Source organism: Curtobacterium oceanosedimentum (assembly GCF_020297365.1).
Lineage (GTDB): Bacteria > Actinomycetota > Actinomycetes > Actinomycetales > Microbacteriaceae > Curtobacterium.
Genome location: NZ_JAIXIG010000007.1, coordinates 95,536 through 114,069, shown reverse-complemented (window position 1 = coordinate 114,069; position 18,534 = coordinate 95,536). Strand labels below are relative to the sequence as shown.

Annotated in this window: 16 protein-coding genes and 1 tRNA gene; 11 read left to right on the top strand and 6 right to left on the bottom strand. The window is 73.9% G+C overall.

The window, feature by feature from the left end:
* Positions 1-102 precede the first annotated feature (102 nt).
* On the top strand, positions 103-1,482 hold the full coding sequence (locus LEL83_RS04950) for a hypothetical protein (protein WP_225557982.1): 1,380 nt from the start codon (positions 103-105) through the stop codon (positions 1,480-1,482).
* A gap of 13 nt (positions 1,483-1,495) precedes the next feature.
* Here the strand turns inward: LEL83_RS04950 and LEL83_RS04945 are convergent, their stop codons facing one another.
* Positions 1,496-1,702 (bottom strand): hypothetical protein, encoded by a 207-nt coding sequence (locus LEL83_RS04945; RefSeq protein WP_198658522.1) that lies wholly within the window; start codon positions 1,700-1,702, stop codon positions 1,496-1,498.
* Between the two features lie 133 nt (positions 1,703-1,835).
* Between LEL83_RS04945 and LEL83_RS04940 the strand changes: the two genes are divergently transcribed.
* The 9 genes from LEL83_RS04940 (at position 1,836) to LEL83_RS04900 (ending at position 11,532) form a co-directional block, all read left to right on the top strand.
* Positions 1,836-1,907: transfer RNA gene (locus LEL83_RS04940), tRNA-Gly, on the top strand.
* 447 nt (positions 1,908-2,354) lie between these two features.
* Positions 2,355-3,956 carry an ABC transporter substrate-binding protein gene (locus tag LEL83_RS04935; protein ID WP_198658523.1) on the top strand — a complete coding sequence of 534 codons (1,602 nt, stop codon included), beginning with the start codon at positions 2,355-2,357 and terminating at the stop codon, positions 3,954-3,956.
* Positions 3,953-4,969 carry an ABC transporter permease gene (locus LEL83_RS04930; protein ID WP_225557981.1) on the top strand — a complete coding sequence of 339 codons (1,017 nt, stop codon included), beginning with the start codon at positions 3,953-3,955 and terminating at the stop codon, positions 4,967-4,969. Before LEL83_RS04935 ends, LEL83_RS04930 begins: the two co-directional genes overlap by 4 nt.
* The gene (locus LEL83_RS04925) at positions 4,966-5,850 is read left to right on the top strand and encodes an ABC transporter permease (protein ID WP_198658525.1); all 885 of its coding nucleotides are present in this window, start codon (positions 4,966-4,968) and stop codon (positions 5,848-5,850) included. Before LEL83_RS04930 ends, LEL83_RS04925 begins: the two co-directional genes overlap by 4 nt.
* Positions 5,847-7,694 carry a dipeptide ABC transporter ATP-binding protein gene (locus LEL83_RS04920; protein WP_225557980.1) on the top strand — a complete coding sequence of 616 codons (1,848 nt, stop codon included), beginning with the start codon at positions 5,847-5,849 and terminating at the stop codon, positions 7,692-7,694. Before LEL83_RS04925 ends, LEL83_RS04920 begins: the two co-directional genes overlap by 4 nt.
* A complete protein-coding gene (locus tag LEL83_RS04915) occupies positions 7,691-9,754 on the top strand; it encodes a CocE/NonD family hydrolase (protein ID WP_225557979.1) in 2,064 nt (687 codons plus the stop codon). The genes LEL83_RS04920 and LEL83_RS04915 overlap by 4 nt, the downstream gene beginning before the upstream one ends.
* Positions 9,751-10,443 carry a TetR/AcrR family transcriptional regulator gene (locus LEL83_RS04910; RefSeq protein ID WP_225557978.1) on the top strand — a complete coding sequence of 231 codons (693 nt, stop codon included), beginning with the start codon at positions 9,751-9,753 and terminating at the stop codon, positions 10,441-10,443. Before LEL83_RS04915 ends, LEL83_RS04910 begins: the two co-directional genes overlap by 4 nt.
* Positions 10,444-10,472: 29 nt before the next feature.
* Positions 10,473-10,895: an SIP domain-containing protein gene (locus tag LEL83_RS04905; protein WP_198658528.1), complete on the top strand. Its 423-nt coding sequence runs from the start codon at positions 10,473-10,475 to the stop codon at positions 10,893-10,895.
* Between the two features lie 124 nt (positions 10,896-11,019).
* Complete coding sequence (locus LEL83_RS04900) at positions 11,020-11,532, top strand: Dps family protein (RefSeq protein WP_225557977.1); 513 nt, start codon at positions 11,020-11,022, stop codon at positions 11,530-11,532.
* Positions 11,533-11,672: 140 nt separating this feature from the next.
* On the opposite strand, the gene LEL83_RS04895 is transcribed toward LEL83_RS04900, so the two are convergent.
* The 4 genes from LEL83_RS04895 to LEL83_RS04880 form a co-directional block, all read right to left on the bottom strand.
* Complete coding sequence (locus LEL83_RS04895; RefSeq protein ID WP_225557976.1) at positions 11,673-12,332, bottom strand: DedA family protein; 660 nt, start codon at positions 12,330-12,332, stop codon at positions 11,673-11,675.
* Between the two features lie 91 nt (positions 12,333-12,423).
* Positions 12,424-13,308 carry a glycosyltransferase family 2 protein gene (locus tag LEL83_RS04890; protein ID WP_225557975.1) on the bottom strand — a complete coding sequence of 295 codons (885 nt, stop codon included), beginning with the start codon at positions 13,306-13,308 and terminating at the stop codon, positions 12,424-12,426.
* On the bottom strand, positions 13,305-14,798 hold the full coding sequence (rfaE2, locus tag LEL83_RS04885) for a D-glycero-beta-D-manno-heptose 1-phosphate adenylyltransferase (RefSeq protein WP_198658531.1): 1,494 nt from the start codon (positions 14,796-14,798) through the stop codon (positions 13,305-13,307). The genes LEL83_RS04890 and rfaE2 overlap by 4 nt, the downstream gene beginning before the upstream one ends.
* Positions 14,795-16,279, bottom strand: a complete 1,485-nt coding sequence (locus LEL83_RS04880) for an aldehyde dehydrogenase family protein (RefSeq protein WP_225557974.1) — start codon at positions 16,277-16,279, stop codon at positions 14,795-14,797. Before LEL83_RS04880 ends, rfaE2 begins: the two co-directional genes overlap by 4 nt.
* Before the next feature lie 123 nt (positions 16,280-16,402).
* Here LEL83_RS04880 and LEL83_RS04875 point away from each other — a divergent pair, with 123 nt between their 5' ends.
* Positions 16,403-17,500 carry a glycosyltransferase family 9 protein gene (locus LEL83_RS04875; protein ID WP_372454436.1) on the top strand — a complete coding sequence of 366 codons (1,098 nt, stop codon included), beginning with the start codon at positions 16,403-16,405 and terminating at the stop codon, positions 17,498-17,500.
* A 258-nt stretch (positions 17,501-17,758) separates the two neighbouring features.
* Here LEL83_RS04875 and LEL83_RS04870 read toward each other — a convergent pair whose 3' ends face one another.
* Positions 17,759-18,463 (bottom strand): SDR family oxidoreductase, encoded by a 705-nt coding sequence (locus LEL83_RS04870; RefSeq protein WP_198658534.1) that lies wholly within the window; start codon positions 18,461-18,463, stop codon positions 17,759-17,761.
* Positions 18,464-18,534 lie beyond the last annotated feature (71 nt).

Genomic DNA, 18,534 nt, shown 5'->3' with positions numbered 1-18,534 from the left:
GTCCTCCGTCCGTTCCCCGCGTGGCAGCGTACCGGCGCGTCCGCCGCGGTGTGCGCCCTCGACGGGCGTCGGGGTGCGGGTGGCACCGGTACCGTTGCGTCCGTGACCGACGACCCCGATGCCGCCATCGCCCAGCACGTCCACGACGCATGGGACGGCTCGCTGCGGCTCGTCCACATCACGATCACGGACGAGGACGGTGACGCCTGGCCGGGCCAGGACGTCGACCGCTGGGTGATCGACGTCCGGGTCCCGATCACCGACGACGACGCGCAGGCGGTCTCGGTCGCCGAGGTCACCGCGTTCACCAGCCGTGCGCCCGGATCGCTCGAGGACCTCGTGCTCGGCTACCAGGTGTCGGACGTCGTCGGCGCCTTCGCCACCGCGGTCGCGACGCCCCACGCCACGGGGGAGACGTTCTTCGCCCTGCAGACGAGCGCGACCGAGATGCTCGGCGCGCCCGACCTGCTCGCGATCGACCGGCTGACGGTCCGGCCGTCGTACCGGACGCTGCCCGGACTCCTGCCGGCGATCGTCGACGCCGTGCGGCACGGACCCGCGGGACGCACCGCCTCGTGGGTGCTCGTCGACCCGTCCGTCTGGGACGTCCCCTTCAGCGACGAGGACCGCGCCGCCGGGGACTTCGTGCCCTGGGCGGACAGCGGCGTGCTGACGTCGATGAACGCCGCTCCGGACGACCTGGAGCGACTGTCGCTCGTCCCACCGACCGGTGGCATCGCGGTCGGCGCACGTGCGGACGAGGTCCACCTCGGCGACGCCATCGAGCACGCGATGACGCTGCCCGCGATCGCCGTACCGTTCGACCTGCCGCCGAAGCTGCCCGCGAGCACCTGGGCCGCCGCGCCGGAGGACGTGCACGGCGTGCACCCCGACGAGGCCACCGGGTCGATCACGGTCGAGACCCACGACGAGCAGCTCGAGGTCGTCGGCTCACCCGGGACGGCGCCGCAGCTCGTCGGCACGTCGGCGTCGGCAGACGCCGCGACGCAGGACTGGCTGCGAGCCGTGCACCAGCGCTGGTGGCAGTACGAGCCCGACCTGCACGCCCGCATCCACGAGGTCGTCGACGAGTACCTGGCGACCGGTCGCATCGAGTCGGCGACGGACGAGCTCGCCGGGCACCTGCACGCGCCGGACCTGCCGCCGTACCAGACGGAGTGGCCGGGGACCGGGACGGTCGTGCTCGAGGCGCTCGGCGAGGACACGGAACCGGTGGTCTTCGACGCGGTGCTCGAGGACGGCTCGCGGCACGAGCACATCGGCGTCGTCGTGGTGCACGAGTCCGGGCACGTCCGGGCGTTCCTGCACGACGAGTGGGAGCCCGGGTTCGCCGAGCCGGAGGCTGCGGTCGCGCACCTGGTGAGCCTGGGCGCCGGTGAGTTCTTCGCGGACGCGCTGCACGACGAACTGTCGGCCGGGGTGGAGCACGCGATCCTGACGGGCGACGTCCGGGGGCACTGAGCCCCCGGCGCGCTCAGACCGGGCGGTAGATGGCGATCGGCGGCGTCCCGTCGTCGCCACCGTCGTGGGCGTCACCGGTGGCGAGCCACGTCCGCCCCTCGTGCTCGATGCTGGTGGGCAGGTCGCCGTGCACCAGGATCCGGACCGCCGGGGCGTCACCGTCCACCAGGTCGACCCCGTGGGCCTCGGTTCCGCCGGGGTTGTCGTGCACGTAGCTCATGCTCTGATCGAACTCCGTGCACCTGGTGGACACCCCCGCGGCGCGCCGGACACGCCCGGAACGGCGGCGGAACCAGCCGCCGGGGTCGCCATCGGGTAGAGTCGTCTCCGCACGGCCGACAGGGCGTGCGAACGCGGATGTGGCGCAGTGGTAGCGCATCACCTTGCCAAGGTGAGGGTCGCGAGTTCGAATCTCGTCATCCGCTCGATCAGGACCCCCGGTGCAGCGCTCAGCGCGCAGCATCGGGGGTCCTTCTGTCTGCCACGACGCTCGCACCGGGGTGCGGCGTCCGTGCCGGCGGTCTGCGTCCGGCGGGCGCAGGTCTTCGGGTACCCGCGCCCACCGTTCGCGCGGGCGACGCTGCCCATCGGTGCGCGGCAGGTGGGTGGCCCGTCGCAAGCACCGAGGAGTGATCCGGAGCCGCCCCCCGAACGGGTGGGTCCGGAACGAGAACCTGCGGACAACCACAGGAACCGTACCCGGCGGCGCGTGTAACGGCTTGGTGAAGTTCCGGCCGGGCCGAACGCCGTCGATCCGCGCCCGCACGCGGATCCGCTGCTGCCGAGCACCGGCCCGCGCCCGGTCGCGGGCTTGGGGGATCGGCCCCGGCCCCCTATCGTTCACCGGAACGATTACTGGAGGGGTCACCCCGATGCAGCCCATCGTCACCGAACCACGGAACGCGCACGGCCCGAGCCGTCGCGCGGTCCTCACCGGCGCGGCCGGCCTGGCCGGCCTCGGCCTGCTCACGCTCACCGGGTGCAGCTCCGGTGCGACCGCCGGCACGCCCACCATCCCCGAGGCCGCCGCCACCGGCGTCGCGCGCCGCGGGGGACGCCTGCGCATCGCGCGACCTGCGGCGTCGGCCGCCGAGACCCTCGACTCCGCCAGCTCGCTGTCGGCGTACGAGTACCTCGGCGCGCTCTACAACCGGCTCGTGAAGCTCGACGAGCAGGGCACCACGGTGCCCGACCTCGCCGAGGAGTGGTCCGCGAACGCCGACGGCACCGAGTGGACCTTCGCGCTCCGCCGCGGTGTGACGTTCCACGACGGCTCGCCGTTCACCGCCGACGACGCCGTCGCGAGCATCCGGCACATCCTCGACGAGGCGACCGGCAGCCCGCAGGCCGGCGTGCTCGGCGAGGTGATGGACGCCGACTCGATGCGTGCCCTCGACCCGCACACCCTGCGGTTCTCGCTGACCAAGCCGAACGCCGAGTTCCCGTCGCTGCTCACCGCGTACCAGTGCTACATCGTGCCCGCTGGTGCGATCGCCGACATCGGCCGCACCGGCATCGGCACCGGCCCGTTCCGCCTGTCGTCGTTCACGCCGGCCGGCGCGGGCAGCGTCGAGGCGTTCGAGGACCACTTCGCCGGCCGCCCGGCGCTCGACGGCATCGACTTCTTCTCGATCCAGGACACGACGGCGCGGGTGAACGCCCTGCTCGCCGGGCAGATCGACCTGATCTCGCAGACGAACCTGGACTTCGCGACCGCCCGGGTGGTCTCGGCGTCCGACCGTGCCACCGTCGCCCGCTCGAAGAACGCGCAGTGGTACACGATCCCGATGCTCGCGACGAGCGACGAGTTCCGCGACCCGCTGGTCCGCCAGGCGATGAAGCTCGCCTACGACCCGCAGACGATCGTGGACACCGCACTGCAGGGCACCGGGTCACCGGGCTGGGACAACCCCGTGCCGCCGCAGCTCGCCGCCTTCGTCGACGACCACCGCGAGTACGACCCGGACAAGGCACGGGCGCTGCTGAAGCGGGCGGGGCGCGAGGGCTTCCGCACCGCGATCCACACGTCGAGCTACGAGTCGGTGTTCACCCCGTTGGCCGTCGCCTACCGGGACGCCGTCGCCGACGCGGGCATCCGGCTGACCGTCCGCAACGCCAGCGCGGACTCGTACTACACGCAGATCTGGATGCAGGAGCCGCTCATGGTGAGCTACTGGTTCACCGGGCGACCGATCGACCAGCTGCTCAACCAGATCTTCCGGACCGGGTCGTCCTACAACGAGAGCGCCTGGTCGAACGAGACCTTCGACGCGCTGCTCGACGACGCCCGCGCCGAGATGGACGACGCGAAACGGCTGACGCTCTACCAGGACGCCCAGCGACTCGTGGTCGAGGACGGCGCCGACATGACGCCGATGTTCGGCGACCGGCTGGTCGGGTTGTCCCGTGACGTCGTGAACTACTCGGAGTTCGGCTTCGAGTTCGACTACCTCCGGATCGGACTGCGCCGATGACCATCCTCACCACCGTCCTGCGCCGGGTCGGCATCGCCGTGCTCACGGTCGTGCTCGCCTCGCTCTTCGTGTTCCTCGCGGTGCAGGCCCTGCCGGGCGACGTCGCCCAGCAGCTGCTCGGCCAGAACGCCACGCCTGAGGCGGTCGAGCAGCTGCGGGGCTCGCTCGGCCTCGACCAGAACGTCTGGCTGCGCTACCTGCAGTGGCTCGGCGGCGCCGTGCACGGCGACTTCGGCACCTCGCTCGTCGGCGGCGAGCCCGTCGCGCCGACGCTGTTCACGGCCTTCCGGAACAGCATGCTCATCGCGGTGCCCGCGATGCTCGTCGGCGTCACGCTGTCGCTCACCCTCGGCGTGGTCGCAGGCGTCCGCCGTGGCCGTCCCACCGACCGGGTGATCTCGATCGTCAGCCTGGTGGTGATGAGCGTGCCGGAGTTCATGGTCGCGACGGTCCTGGTGCTGCTCTTCGCCATCGGCCTGCCGGTGTTCCCCGCCGTCGTGCTGCGGGGGAGCGACGCCACCGTCGCCGAGCTGCTGCCGACCATCTGGCTGCCGATCATCGTCCTCACCCTGGCGATGGCCGCCTACATCGTGCGCACCGCACGGTCGTCGACCATCGACGTCATGGCGTCGGAGTTCGTCACGACCGCCGAGCTCAAGGGGCTGACCGTGCGCCGGGTGGTCTGGAAGCACGCGGTGCCGAGCGCACTGCTGCCGACGCTGAACGTCGTGGCGCTCAACGTCGCGTGGCTGCTCGGCGGTGTGGTCGTCGTCGAGAACGTCTTCAACTACCCCGGCATGGGCAAGCTCATGCTCGAGTCGGTGTTCAACCGGGACCTGCCGACGATCGAGGCGATCGCCCTGCTGAGCGCCCTGATCTACGTCGTGTGCAACCTCGCCGCCGACCTGGTCGCCCTCGCGCTCGACCCGAAGCTGCGGACGCGACAGCGGCGCAGTCGGACGCGCACCCGTGCCGCCGTCGCCCCGCGCCGCACCAGGAAGGCCGCCGCATGACCGCCACCGCACCCCGCCGCCGCGCCGGCGTCGTCCTCGCCGGTGCCGTCGCGCCACTGCGCGGGTCCACCGCGCTCGCTGTCGGCCTCGGGCTCATCGCCCTGCACGTCGTGCTCGCCGTGCTCGCGCCCCTCATCGCCGGACACGACCCCGTGGCGACGAACGCCGGTTCCGTGCTCGGTGGGCCGTCGTGGACGCACTGGCTCGGCACGGACCAGTACGGGCGCGACGTCCTCTCGCGCACGCTGAACGGCGGCCGCTACGCCCTGCTCGTGACGTTCCTCGCCACGACGATCGCGGTGGCGATCGGCACCGTGCTCGGCTGCGTCACCGCGTACGCCGACAACTGGTTCGACGAGGTCGTCATGCGGGTCGTCGACGCGCTGCTCAGCGTGCCGTCGATCCTCGCCCTGCTCGTCGTCGTCACCGTCTTCGACGCGGGCCTGTGGGTGATCGTCCTGGCCGTGACCGTCGTCTACGCGCCCGCCGTGACCCGGGTGGTGCGCGGCGCCGCGCGGACCGTCATCACGCAGGACTACGTCACCGCCGCCCGGGCACGCGGCGAACGCGCCCTGTCGATCGTGTTCCGCGAGATCCTGCCCAACGTGCTCGACGTGGTCCTCGTCGAGTACGCGATGCGGGCCTCGTGGATCGTGCTGCTCGTCGCGTCGCTGTCCTTCCTGGGCTTCGGCGCGAACCCGCCCACGCCGGACTGGGGCCTCATGGTGCAGGAGAACCGCACCGCGCTCACGGTGGTGCCGCTCGGCACGCTCGCACCGATCGTGGCCCTGGCCACGCTGGTGATCGGGCTCAACCTCGCCGCCGATGGTCTGAGCAAGTCGCTCGGTGTCGACCGCGCCAAGCAGGGAGTCAGCGCATGACCCGTCCCGACGTCCACCCCGGGCCCGCGACGACCACGACCGCGGCCGAGCCGATCGTCCGCGTGGACGACCTGTCGATCTCGTACGCCGCGGGCAGACGGTCCGTGCCCGTCGTGCAGGGCGTGTCCTTCACGATCGCCGCCGGCCGCACGCTCGGCCTGGTCGGTGAGTCCGGCAGCGGCAAGTCCACCGTCGCACGCACCCTCCTCGCCCACCTGCGCGCGGGCTCGTCGATCGACGCGGGCACGGTCCGGGTGGACGGCGCCGACGTGTTCGCGCTGTCGCCGGCCGGTCGTCGTGCGCTGCGCGGTGGCACCGCGTCGGTCGTCGCGCAGAACGCCGGCCAGGCACTGACCCCGTCGATGCGCGTCGGCGACCAGATCCGCGAGGCCCTCCGCGCCCACGGCGAGCCGGACGGCCCGGAACGCGTCGCCGAGCTCGTCCGGCTCGTGCGCCTGCCGGACCCCGACGCGATCGTGCGGCGCTGGCCGCACCAGCTGTCCGGCGGTCAGCAGCAGCGCGTCGCCATCGCGATGGCCGTCGCCGCCCGACCCCGGGTCCTGGTGCTCGACGAACCCACGACGGCGCTCGACGTCGTCACGCAGGCGGCCGTCCTCGACCTGGTCGCCGACCTCGGCCGCCAGCTCGGCATGGCCGTCCTGCTCGTCAGCCACGACCTCGGCGTCGTCTCCGCGATGGCGGACGAGATCGCCGTGATGCGCGCCGGAGCGGTGGTCGAACACGCCGCCACCGCCGCGCTCTTCGCAGACCCGCAGCACGCGTACACGCGCGCCCTGCTGGCCGCGGCGCCGGACGGGCGACGGCCAGGGCACACGTCGCCGGTCCCGGATCGACGCGCCAGCGGCGAGTCGGCCGTGCCGATGGGGAGCGGGCCGGACCACGTGTCCGAGGACGCCACCGTCCCCGGGACGGTCGCCGCCACGGCGACCCGCACCGCGCCTCCCGTCCGCACCGACCGCCCCGTGGTGACCGCGGACGACCTGGTGGTGCGGTACGGCCGCGGCCTGCCCGCGGCCGTCGACGGCGTCTCGTTCACGGTCGCCGCCCACGAGACGCTCGCCGTCGTCGGTGAGTCCGGCAGCGGCAAGTCGACGCTCGCGACCGCGCTGGCGGGCCTGGTGCCCGCCGAGTCGGGGACGTTCTCGTACGACGACGGCACCACGCGCGGGGACCTGCGCGTGCCGATCGCGGGCAGGCCCGCTGCGCTGCGACGCGCGGTGCAGCTGGTGTTCCAGAACGCCGACACCTCGCTCAACCCGCGGCGCACCGTGGGCGCGGCGATCGCACGGCCGCTGCGGCTCTTCACCGGGTCGTCGTCGCGGGAGCGGGTCGGTGCGCTGCTCACCCAGGTCGGGCTCGGTCCGGAGTTCGCGGACCGCCTGCCCGCGCAGCTGTCCGGCGGGCAGCGGCAGCGCGTCGGCATCGCCCGGGCGCTGGCCGCCGACCCCGCGCTCGTCATCGCCGACGAGATCACCACGGCGCTCGACGTGCAGGTGCAGGCGGGGATCCTCGCACTGCTCGCCGACCTGCAGCGCGAGCGCGGGCTGGCCTGCCTGTTCATCAGCCACGACCTCGCGGTCGTGCGCGGCGTCGCGGACCGCGTCGCCGTGATGACCGGCGGACGCATCGTCGAGATCGGCCCGACCGAACACGTGTTCACCGGTCCGAACCACCCCTACACCTCGACGTTGCTCGCGGCGACGCTCGAGCCGGGCCGCACGACGCTGCCCGACGTCGGCGACGGCGTCGCCCGCTGGCGGCACACCGACGGCTGGACGGACCACGGCGACGGACACCGCGTCCGCAACTGGGAGGACGCATGAGCACGCACGACGGCACCGCCGCCACCAGCCTCACCGCCATCGGCGACCCCGGTTCGCTGCCCGCTGGCGTGACGGTGCGTGACGAGTGGGTGCCGATGCCGGACGGTGTGCGGTTGCACGCCCGCATCTGGTCGCCGGTCGCCCCGGACGGGCCGGTCCCGGTGCTGCTCGAGTACCTGCCGTACCGGCTCGACGACTGGACCGCTCCGCGCGACTCCGAGCGGCACCCCTGGTACGCCCGGCACGGCTACGCGTCCGTGCGGGTGGACATCCGCGGCACCGGGTCGTCGGACGGCCTGTTCGACGACGAGTACAGCGAACAGGAGCTCCGCGACGGCGAGGCCGTGATCGCGTGGCTCGCCGAGCAGGAGTGGTCGACCGGTGCCGTCGGCATGTTCGGGATCTCGTGGGGCGGGTTCAACGCCCTGCAGCTGGCCGCGCGCGCTCCGGCCGCGCTGAAGGCCATCGTCACGGTCTGCTCGACGGACGACCGGTACGACAACGACGTGCACTACGTCGGCGGTGCGGTGCTCGGCATCGACATGGCGGCGTGGGGCGCGACCATGTTCGCGTTCAACTCGCGTCCACCGCGGCCGGAGGTCGTCGGGCCGGAGTGGGTCGACCGCTGGCGCGAGCGGCTCGAGGCGAACCGTCCGATGACGCCCGTGTGGCTGGCGCACCAGGAGCGGGACGACTACTGGCGGCACGGCAGCGCCGCCGAGGACTACGACGGCATCCAGGCGGCGGTGCTCGCCGTCGGCGGCTGGGCGGACCCGTACCGGGACGCGGTGCTGCGGCTCGTCGAGCACGTCGGTGCCCCCGTGAAGGGCATCATCGGCCCGTGGTCGCACCAGTACCCGGACCGGGGACTCGCACCGGGACCGTCGATCGGGTTCCTGCAGGAGACCCTGCGGTGGTGGGACCGCTGGCTGCGGGGCGTCGACACCGGGGTGGAGCAGGAGCCGGCACTGCGGGCCTGGATCAACGAGGGCGAACCGCCCGCCGCGCACTACGCGGCCCGCCGTGGGCGGTGGGTCGGCGCCGAGGCGTGGCCCTCCGCCGCGACCCACGAGCGCGTCCTGCCCCTCGCCGCCCTGCGCGGTGGCGACCTCGGCCCGGTGGTCGTGCGGTCGCCGCAGCACACCGGGGTGGACGCCGGCCGGTTCTTCCCGTTCGGCAACGCCACCGACCTGCCGACGGACCAGCGCGCCGAGGACGGCCGTTCGGTCTGCTTCGACCTGCCCGTCGGCAAGGCCTTCGACCTGCTCGGTACGGTGCTCGTGCGATTGTCCGTCACGAGCGACCAACCCCGCGCCACCCTGACCGTGCGGCTCTGCGACGTCGCGCCCGACGGGTCGTCGACACTCGTCACCCGGGGTGTGCTCAACGCGGCGAAGCGACAGGGCATGCACCGCGACGACGCGCTCGTGCCGGGCACGCCGGCGGACCTGCCCGTGCGCCTGGTGTCGACCGGGCACCGCTTCGCCGAGGGACACCGCCTGCGCATCGCGGTCTCGTCGTCGTACTGGCCGTGGGTGTGGCCGCACGGCACCGAGGCCGCCGTGACCGTCGACCCGACGGCCTCGAGCGTCACCCTGCCCGCGTGGACCCGGACCACCGACGACGGCGTGTCCTTCGCCGAGCCCGAACGGTCCGAGCCGCTCGTCATCGAGCGGGTCACGCCGGCCGACCCGCTGCCGCAGCGTACCGTGACGCACGACGTCGAGACGGGGGAGTGGACGCTCGACGTCGACCCCGGGTACGGCGGCGGCCGGGTGTACCCGGACGGCCTGGTGTTCACCGAGGACGCCCGCGAGACCTACCGCATCCGCTCCGACGACCCGACGAGCGCCCGCGCGACGTCCCGGTGGGCGATCGGCCTGGCGAAGCCGGAGTGGTCCGCGCGGCTCGAGACGACCTCGGAGGTCACCGCCGACGCCCGCGCCTTCCACGTCGTCAACACCGTGCGGGCGTGGGCGCGCGACGGTGGACCGGACGCGCACGAGGTGCTCGTCGCCGAGCAGACGTTCGTCGACGACGTACCGAGGACCTCGGCGTGAGCCCGACCGGCCGGGCGCGACAGCGCCCCGAGGTCCGTCGGGCCATGATCGTCCAGGCGGCCCGCGCGGTCATCGTCCGCAAGGGTGTCGGCGCCACCGGCCTGCGGGACATCGCGGCCGAGGCCGACGTGTCCGTCGGCACCGTGACGTACCACTTCGGCAGCGTCGCGGAGATCCTCAACGAGGTCGTCGTGCTCGAGACCGAGCGCTTCTACGGTGCGATCGTGGAGGCCGTCGACGCCGAACCCGACGTGGTGGCGGCCCTGCGGATGCTCGTGGCCCCGCTGTTCGGCGACACCGAACAGGTCCGGCAGCACTGGCGCATCTGGTCGGACTACTGGACCGCGGTGGTCCGCCGGCCCGAGGTCGCCGCCGAGTACGCCGAACGGATCCGCGTGTGGGAGGCCTGCCTGGCGCGCGTGGTCCGCCGCGGCGTCGACACGGGCGTCTTCGGCCGTCCCGGCGGCGCCGCGGCCGGCAGCACGGGGCCGGACGGGGCCGACCGCGTCGACCCGGACACCGTCGCCCTGCAGCTCGCCGCCTACAGCGACGGCGTCGCGACACAGATCGCCCAGGGTGTCCCGGGGCTCACCAGCTCGGTCGCGTTGTCCTGGATGTGGCGCTTCCTGTCGCACGAGCTCGGCGTGCCGGCCGGACGGATCGCCGGGACCGATCGGTCCCCCTTGTGATGAGGTAAGGCTTGCCTTACCGTTGGCGCATGGCACGGACCCGGCGACAGCCCAGCGACCGCATCCTCATCGCGGGCGGTGCCGAGGACCTCGGCGAGATCCACCGCATGCTCGAGGACCTGCCGGAGAACGCCTACGGGCAGGTCTTCGTCGAGGTCGCCCTCGACGAGCAGGTGCGCATCCTGCCCGCCCCGCCGCGCGTGACGGTGACGTGGCTCGTCCGGAGCGCGCGCGGTTCGGCCGTCGCACCGCTGGTCTTCGCCGACCACGGCGAGGCCCTGGCGCACGCCCTGACCGGGTGGGCCGCCGAGTGGTGCGTCACCGACTGCGAGCCCCGCACGGCGGTGTGGATCGGCTGCGTCGACAGCCCGTGGGTCGAGCGTGCACGGTCCGTGGTGCAGCTCGAGCTCACCGATGCCGGCCAGCAGGTCCAGGTCGAGTCGGGCGGGTAAGGGGAGCCTGCTCTTCCTTGCGGCATGCAAGACAGGCGGGCATGGTTGACCCCATCGGACGCACCGGATCGGACACACCAGGGCAACGACCCGGTGCCACCGCCACGACGAAGGAGGAACCGACATGACCACGCACACGACCGCCACCACGCCGACCACCACGGGCACCACGTCCCCGTTCTCGACCACGCCCGAGCTCGCAGCCGGCGTCGCCCAGTTCCTGTCGCCCGTCGTCATCGACCTCGAGGCCCTCGTCGTCAACGGCAAGCAGGCCCACTGGCACGTCCGTGGCCGCAACTTCGTCGGGGTCCACGAGCTGCTCGACGACGTCGTCGAGCACGCGCAGGCGTACGCCGACACCGCCGCCGAGCGGATCGTCGCGCTCGGCCTGCCGGTCGACGCACGGGTCGCCACCGTCGCCGCGAACACGACCCTGCCGCCGCTGTCGCAGGGCTTCCAGGACTCCGACGTCACCATCACCGAGGTGATCGCCCAGGTCGACGCGGCGCTCCTGCAGGTCCGGCGCGCGGTCGAGGGCCTCGACGAGGTCGACCTGAACAGCCAGGACGTCGCCATCGAGATCGAGCGCGGGCTGACGAAGGACCGCTGGTTCCTGCAGGCGCACCTCGCGGCCTGAGCCGCGGCAGCAGACGGACGGGAGGCCCGGTGCCAGCTGGCACCGGGCCTCCCGTCCGTCCGCGGTCGCGTCCGGCACCCGCGACGATGTCGTCGTCGTGCGACGTCGACGCTGTCGTCCCGCGTCCGTGCCTGCCGCGCTCAGCGTCCGATCGCGACCGGCTCCGGCACCTCGGACGAGTCGGGCACGCGGGCCGCGCGCGCATCCCGCCGCCTCGCCAGGACGGCGATGACCCGGTCGACCGCGATGCCGAGCCCGGCGGCCACGACCATCGACACCAGCGCCGCGACGACCGGCTCGTGCAGCACCTGCGCGGCCGCGAGCGCGATGCCCACCGAGGTCGACGCCCAGGCGACGCCCGCGATCGAACTGATCGCCAGGAACCGCCGGTAGGGCAGCCGCGTCGCTCCCGCCGTCGTGTTCACCGCGACGCGACCGACCGGGATGTACCGTCCGACCAGGATCAGGCTGGCCGACCGGCGCTGCATCTGCCGCTCGGCGAAGGCGAACGCCGCGACGATCCGGGGTCGCCGCGACCGTCCGAGCCGGGTGAGCCCGATGCGCCGACCGATCCCGTACGCGATCGAGTCCCCGGCGATCGCGCCAACGGCGGCGGCGCCGAGGACACCGACCAGGACCGGCTGGCCGGACGTGGCGGCGACGGCGGCGACCGCCACGAGGGCGGCCTCGCTCGGGACCGGCGGGAAGAACCCGTCGACCAGGCAGAGGGCGAGGAGCACGACGTAGACGAGGGGACTCGCGGCCAGGTCGACGACGAACGGGGTGATCTGGTCCAGCACGGCGACTCCCTCCGCCGACGGACCTCGCCGACCGTCCCGACGCTACGGAATCCGGCGACGGCTGCCATCCGGCGGGGGTCGGAGCGGCCTCCTACTGCGGGATGACGTTCCCCTCGGCGAACACGACGTCGGGGGCGTCCACCCGCCGGTCGACCACGGTGGTCGGGGCCTCGAGGTGGACGGCGCCCGACGGCAGGATGCCGACACCGCCGGAGCGTTCCATCACCCGCCACTGCGCCACGACGTCCTCGCCGGCGTGCTCGGGCGGCAGGGTGTCCCAGAAGGCGAAGCCGCCGACGTCGAGCAGCGCGGCGCGGTCGTAGAGCGTGCAGGCTCCCACCCAGGCGACGCGGTACGGCACCCACCCGCCCGGTTCGACGTCGAGGTCGGCGGCGACGTGCGTCGGGTTTGCGGCGTTGTGCAGCGACCAGCGGTCGAACCCGGGCGTCCCGCGCCGCACCACCTCGGGCACGACGGGGCCGTCCCACCGCTCGAACACGGCGGTCTCGTGCGGGCGACGGTCCTGCAGGTAGGACAACCCCTGCACCGCGCTGCCGACGAAGCCGCAGCCGAGCGTGCGCAGGGCGTCGAGCATCCGGGCGATCGAGCCCGGTTCGAGCCAGACGTCGTCGTCGAGGAACAGCACCGCGGGTGCCGAGGCGTGGTCGAGCAGGAACTGCCGGTGCTCGGCCAGGCCACGCCGTTCCGGGTGCGTGAGACGCGTGACGGGCCGGCCCTGGGCCTCCAGGACGCGGAGCATCGCCGCGACCGCTGGTTCGCTGGCGGCGTCCGAGCCCGCCGACTGGTCGCTGAGCACCACGCGCAGGTCGACGTCGGTCTGCGCGGCCAGGCCGGCGAGCGTCGCCGCGAGCTCGGCCGGACGGCCGACCGTGGGGATGAGCACGTCCACGTCGACGTGCCCGGTGTCCGCTGGATCGGGGGCCTTCGCCCAGGACCCGGACCAGCGGGCGGTCACGGTGCCGGGTCCGGTTCGGGGCGTGCGGCGGCCTCGCGGATGCGGCGCACCACGGCCGTCGTGGAGTGCTCGGGCACGTAGTCGACCATCACGACCTCGCCCCCGTAGCCGCGCACGACCGCGGTCTCGCTGAGCATCTCGGGGGAGTAGTCGCCGCCCTTGACGTAGACCTCGGGCCGGAGCCGTTCGATGAGCGGGATCGGGGTGTCCGTCGCGAAGACGGTGACCAGGTCGACGCAGGCCAGCGCGGCGAGCACGCCGGCGCGGTCCTCGGCGGGGTTGATCGGCCGCTCCGGGCCCTTCAGCCGGCGGACCGAGTCGTCGTCGTTGAGCGCGACGACGAGCAGGTCGCCCAGGTCGCGTGCCTGCCGCAGGTACGTCGTGTGGCCGCGGTGGACGACGTCGAAGCACCCGTTCGTGAAGACCACGCGGCGGCCGGCACGGCGGGCTGCCTCGACCGCGGTGGCGAGTTCGTCGTGGTCGACGACGGTCGCTGCGGGCGCGGTGACGGAGTCGAGGAGCGCGGCGGCGGTGCAGACCGAGGTACCGGCCTCGCGGACCACGACGTCGGCGGCGGCCTGGGCGACCGACACCGCGTCGCGCAGGGGGGCCTGCACGGCGAGGGCGACGGTCGCGGCGGCGCAGAACGTGTCGCCGGCGCCCGACGCCTGCTGCTCCGACGCCGGGATCGCCCTGGTGCGGAAGCCGCGGTCGGAGCCGGGCTCGAGCAGCACCGTGCCGTCGCGGTCGAGGGTGACGACCGCGGCGCGCGCACCGCTGCGGGCGAGGACGTCGTCGCGGGCGGCCAGCACGGTCGCGGCACGGTCTGCGCCGGTACCGAGCTCGGTGCCGAGCAGTGCGGCGGTCTCGCCGGCGTTCGGTGTGACGAGGTCGGGGTGCAGCGCGGCCCAGCGGGTCAGGTCGTGCGCGTCGACGACGACGGCACCCGGGCGGTCGCGGTCGAGCATCGGGACGACGTCGTCGGGCTGGACGCCCAGGCCGTAGTCGCAGACCACCGCGGCGTCGGCGCACCGGACGGCGCGGGCGACGGAGCGGGCGAGCTGTTCGCCGTGCTCCGGGGTTGGTGTGGCGGCGAGTTCGTCGACGCGGACGACCATGCGGTCACCGCCGACGACACGGGACTTCGTGGTGGTCCGTGCGCCGGGGATCTCCACCAGGTACGACGTGTCGACCCCGGCGGCCTCGAGTCGCTGGCGCAGGACGGCGCCGGCCTCGTCGTCGCCGATCAGACCGACCATCCGGACGCGGGCACCGAGCGCGCGGGCGTTCACGGCGGTGTTCGCGGCGCCGCCGGGCACGGCGATCGTCTCGGTGACGCGGACGACGGGGGCGGGCGCTTCGCGGGAGACCCGCTCGGCCTCGCCGACGGTCCACCGGTCGAGGATGCAGTCGCCGATCACGACGACGAGGGGCTCGCGGTCGTCGACGGTGGCGACGAGGTCGCGGACCAGGCGGACGTCGGCGGTCATCGGGTGCCTCCCACGGTGTCGGCGCTGCCGGCGGTGGCGCCGGCGGCGGCTGCGGGGTCGCTGCTGCCGGCCGCGCTGGCGGGCTGCGTGCCGCGGCGGGGCGGTGCGGCCTCGAGGTGCACGACGGTCGTCGTCGTCATCTCGTCGAGCAGGTGCGGGCCGTACCCGAACCCGGCGCCCGAGGCACCACGCGGCTGGGCGCTGCCGCCGGGGGCGCCGCCGAACACCGCGTTCACCTTGACGGTGCCGACGGGCAGCTCGGCCGCGGCGCGCAGGGCGTGCCCGGTGTCGTTCGTCAGCACGGTCGCGGCCAGGCCGTAGCGGTCGGCCGCGGCGAGCCGGATCCCCTCGTCGAAGTCCGACACCACACGGACGGGCGCGATCGGACCGAAGGTCTCCTCGGTCAGCACGAGCATGTCGTCGGTGCACTCGGTCAGGACGGTCGCCGGGTAGAACGAGCCCGGCCCGTCCGGCGTGACGCCGCCGGTGCGGACGACCGCGCCGCGCGAGACGGCCTCGTCGACGTGCGCCTGCACGGTGCGACGCAGGCGGTCGTCGACGAGCGGACCGAAGTCGGCGGCGGCCGACGCCGTGCGGCGCTCGGCCTCGGCGACGAGCGCGGTGACGAACGCGTCGGCGACGTCCTGGTGCACGTAGACCCGCTCGACGCTCGTGCAGATCTGTCCGGTGTTCGCGAAGGCCCCCAGTGCGACCTGCGCGGCGGCCCACTCCGGGTCGACGTCGGTGTCCACCACGACGGCGTCGTTGCCGCCGTTCTCGCGGATGACGTGGGCACGGGTGGTGGCGGCGACCTCGCTCAGGCGGTCGCCCGTGGCGGTCGAGCCGACGTGCGCGTACACGTCGATGCCGTCCTGGGCGAGGAGCTGCTCGCCGGTGGTCGCGTCACCGTCGACACCGACGAGCACGCCGTCCGGCAGCACCTCGGCGAGCAGGGCGTTCAGCCGCGCGAACGTGGCGGGGCACCGCTCGCTGCCCTTGTGCACGACGGTGTTGCCGGTGACGATCGCGGCGCCGAGGATCCCGCAGGCCACCGCGACCGGGTCGTTCCACGGCGTCAGCGCGAGGACGACACCACGGGCGTGCGGCACCGACCAGTCGGCGGCACCGAACTGGCCGCGCAGGGCCTCGCCGCGGTGCACCGGTCCGAGCTCGGCGTACTGCACGAGCGTGCCGATGCCGGCCTCGACGCCGCCCAGGGCGTCACCGGGGACCTTGCCGGTCTCGCGGGTGTTGAGGTCTGCCAGCTCCTGCGCGTGTGCGCGGAGGTGCTCCGCCGCCGCGTGCAGCAGTGCCCCGCGCTCCGCCGGCGCCGTCCTGGCCCAGGCGCCCGCGGCTGCGCGTGCGCGTGCGACCGCGTCCCGGACGTCCTCCTCGGTCGAGCGGGGGACGCTCGACGCGGTGGACCCGTCGACCGGGTCGGTCACGACGAGGTCGTCGGTGGCGGTGGGTGCGATCGTCATGGGGTCCTTCCGGGGACGGGCGGGCCTCACACGTTGCCCGAACATCGCTGGGTGCGGTCACGGCGTCGCGCTTCTCGTCCATCGGGCACCGGTGCTGAACGTCCGACCGGGGCCGACCGGTAGATGTTGACTGTGCAACAGATCGGTGTGGGCGGAGAACGGTTCGACGGCGTCAGGGAGATCGCGGTGCTCCGCGGTGGGGGACTCGGCGACCTGATGTTCGCGCTGCCGGCGATCGAGGCACTCGCGGCCGCCTACCCGGACGCGCGGGTGACGCTCCTCGGCACCCCGGCCGGGCACGCCGTGCTGCAGGGGCGGACCGACGCGGTGCACGCCTTCGAGGAGCTCCCCGTCGCGCCCGGCGTCCGCGAGTCCGGCGACGGCGCCCCGTCCGAGCAGGACTTCTTCGAGCGGCTGCACGGACGCTTCGACCTCGCGGTCCAGGTGCACGGCGGCGGGCGGAACTCGAACCCGTTCCTGCTCCGCCTCGGCGCCCGGCACACCGTCGGCACCGCCACCGAGGACGCCGAGGTCCTGGAACGCTGGGTCCGGTACGTCTACTACCAGCACGAGGTCGTCCGTGCCCTCGAGGTCGCATCCCTCGCCGGGGCGGAGCCGGTGACCCTCGACCCGCGGGTCCGCGTCACCGCGTCCGAACGAGCGGCCGTGCGCGAGCGCCTCGGTGTCGCCGGACGCCTCGTCGCCGTGCACCCCGGCGCGACGGATCCTCGTCGGCGCTGGAGCCCCGATAGGTTCGCCGCGGTCGTGCGCGCCCGCCTGGAGGCCGGCGACGCCGTCGTGCTCGTGGGCGACGCCACCGACGTCCCGGCGTCGGACGCCATCGTCGCCGCGGTCCCGTCGGAACTCCGTGCCGGACTGCACGACCTGACCGGGTCGCTGCCGCTGCCCGAGCTGCCCGCCGTCCTCGCCGCCGCCGACGTCATGGTCGGCGACGACTCCGGTCCGCGCCACCTGGCGGTCGCCGTCGGCACCCCGACGGTCGGCGTGTTCTGGTTCGGGAACGTCGTCAACGCGGGTCCGTTCGACCGCGGGCGGCACCGGGTGCACCTGTCGTACGTCACGCGGTGCCCGGTGTGCGGCATCGACGTCACCCAGGTGGGGTGGACCGCGGAGCGCTGCGAGCACGACCCGTCCTACGTCGACGAGGTCGAGCCGGACCTGGTGCTCACCGACGTCGAGGACCTGCTGCGCCACGCCTGACGGCGGGCTGCGCGGTCGGTCGTTCGCCCTCGCGGGAGCGAGAGGGCGCCGCGGACCGTGCGTGCGCGTCTGTCGCTTCCGCGGGGTGGTCGCGCCACCCACCGGACGGGAGGCACGGCGCACTCCGCCACCGCGCCTCCCGTCCGACCGCCGGTCGCGATCGGGACGCGCGTGCTGCGTCCGGGGCCCACGCCACGCGCCCGGAACGCGACAGGACCCCGCGGGCGTCCGCGGGGTCCTGTCGCTCGCGCGAGGGGCCTACGGCCAGCTCGGCTCCGTGGCGGGCATGATCGACAGCTCGCGGATCTCGCAACCGGCTGGCTGCGACAGCGCGAAGATGATCGAGTTCGCGACGTACTCCGGCTCGATGAGCTGTGCGTCCGGACCCGGCTTGTACTGCTCGGTGCGGTCCGCGAAGAAGTTCGTGCGCATGCCGGCCGGGATCACGTTGGTGACACCGATGCGGCCGGCGGTCTCCGCGGCGAGGGCCTGCGAGAACCCGCGGACGCCGAACTTCGACGCCGAGTAGGCGGTGCCGTGGCCGACCCCGCGCAGGGCGAGCGACGACGAGATCGTCACGACGCGGCCGTGCGTGGCCTCGAGGGCGGGCAGCGCGGCGCGCACGGTCGACGCGGTGCCGATCAGGTTCACGCCGACGATCTGCTCCCACTTGCCCGACGAGATGGCGTCGATCGGCGCGGGGGTGTCGATGCCCGCGGCGGTGACGACGGCGTCCAGGCCGCCGTGGCGCTCGACGGCCTCGCGCACGGCCTGCTCGACGGCCTCGGTGTCCGAGACGTCGACCGCGACGGCGTCGACACCATCGGGCACGGCGTCGATCCGCAGGTCCAGGACGATGGGCGTGCCGCCGGCCTCGGTGACGGCCGCGACGACGGCGGCGCCGAGTCCGGACGCGCCGCCGGTGACGAGGACGCGGCCGATGGGGGTGGTGGGGACGGGCATGGAGTTCCTTCCGGGTGGGCGTGGTGCTGCCGGCGGACCGGCGGGGTGTCGGACGACCGGGACGTCCGTCG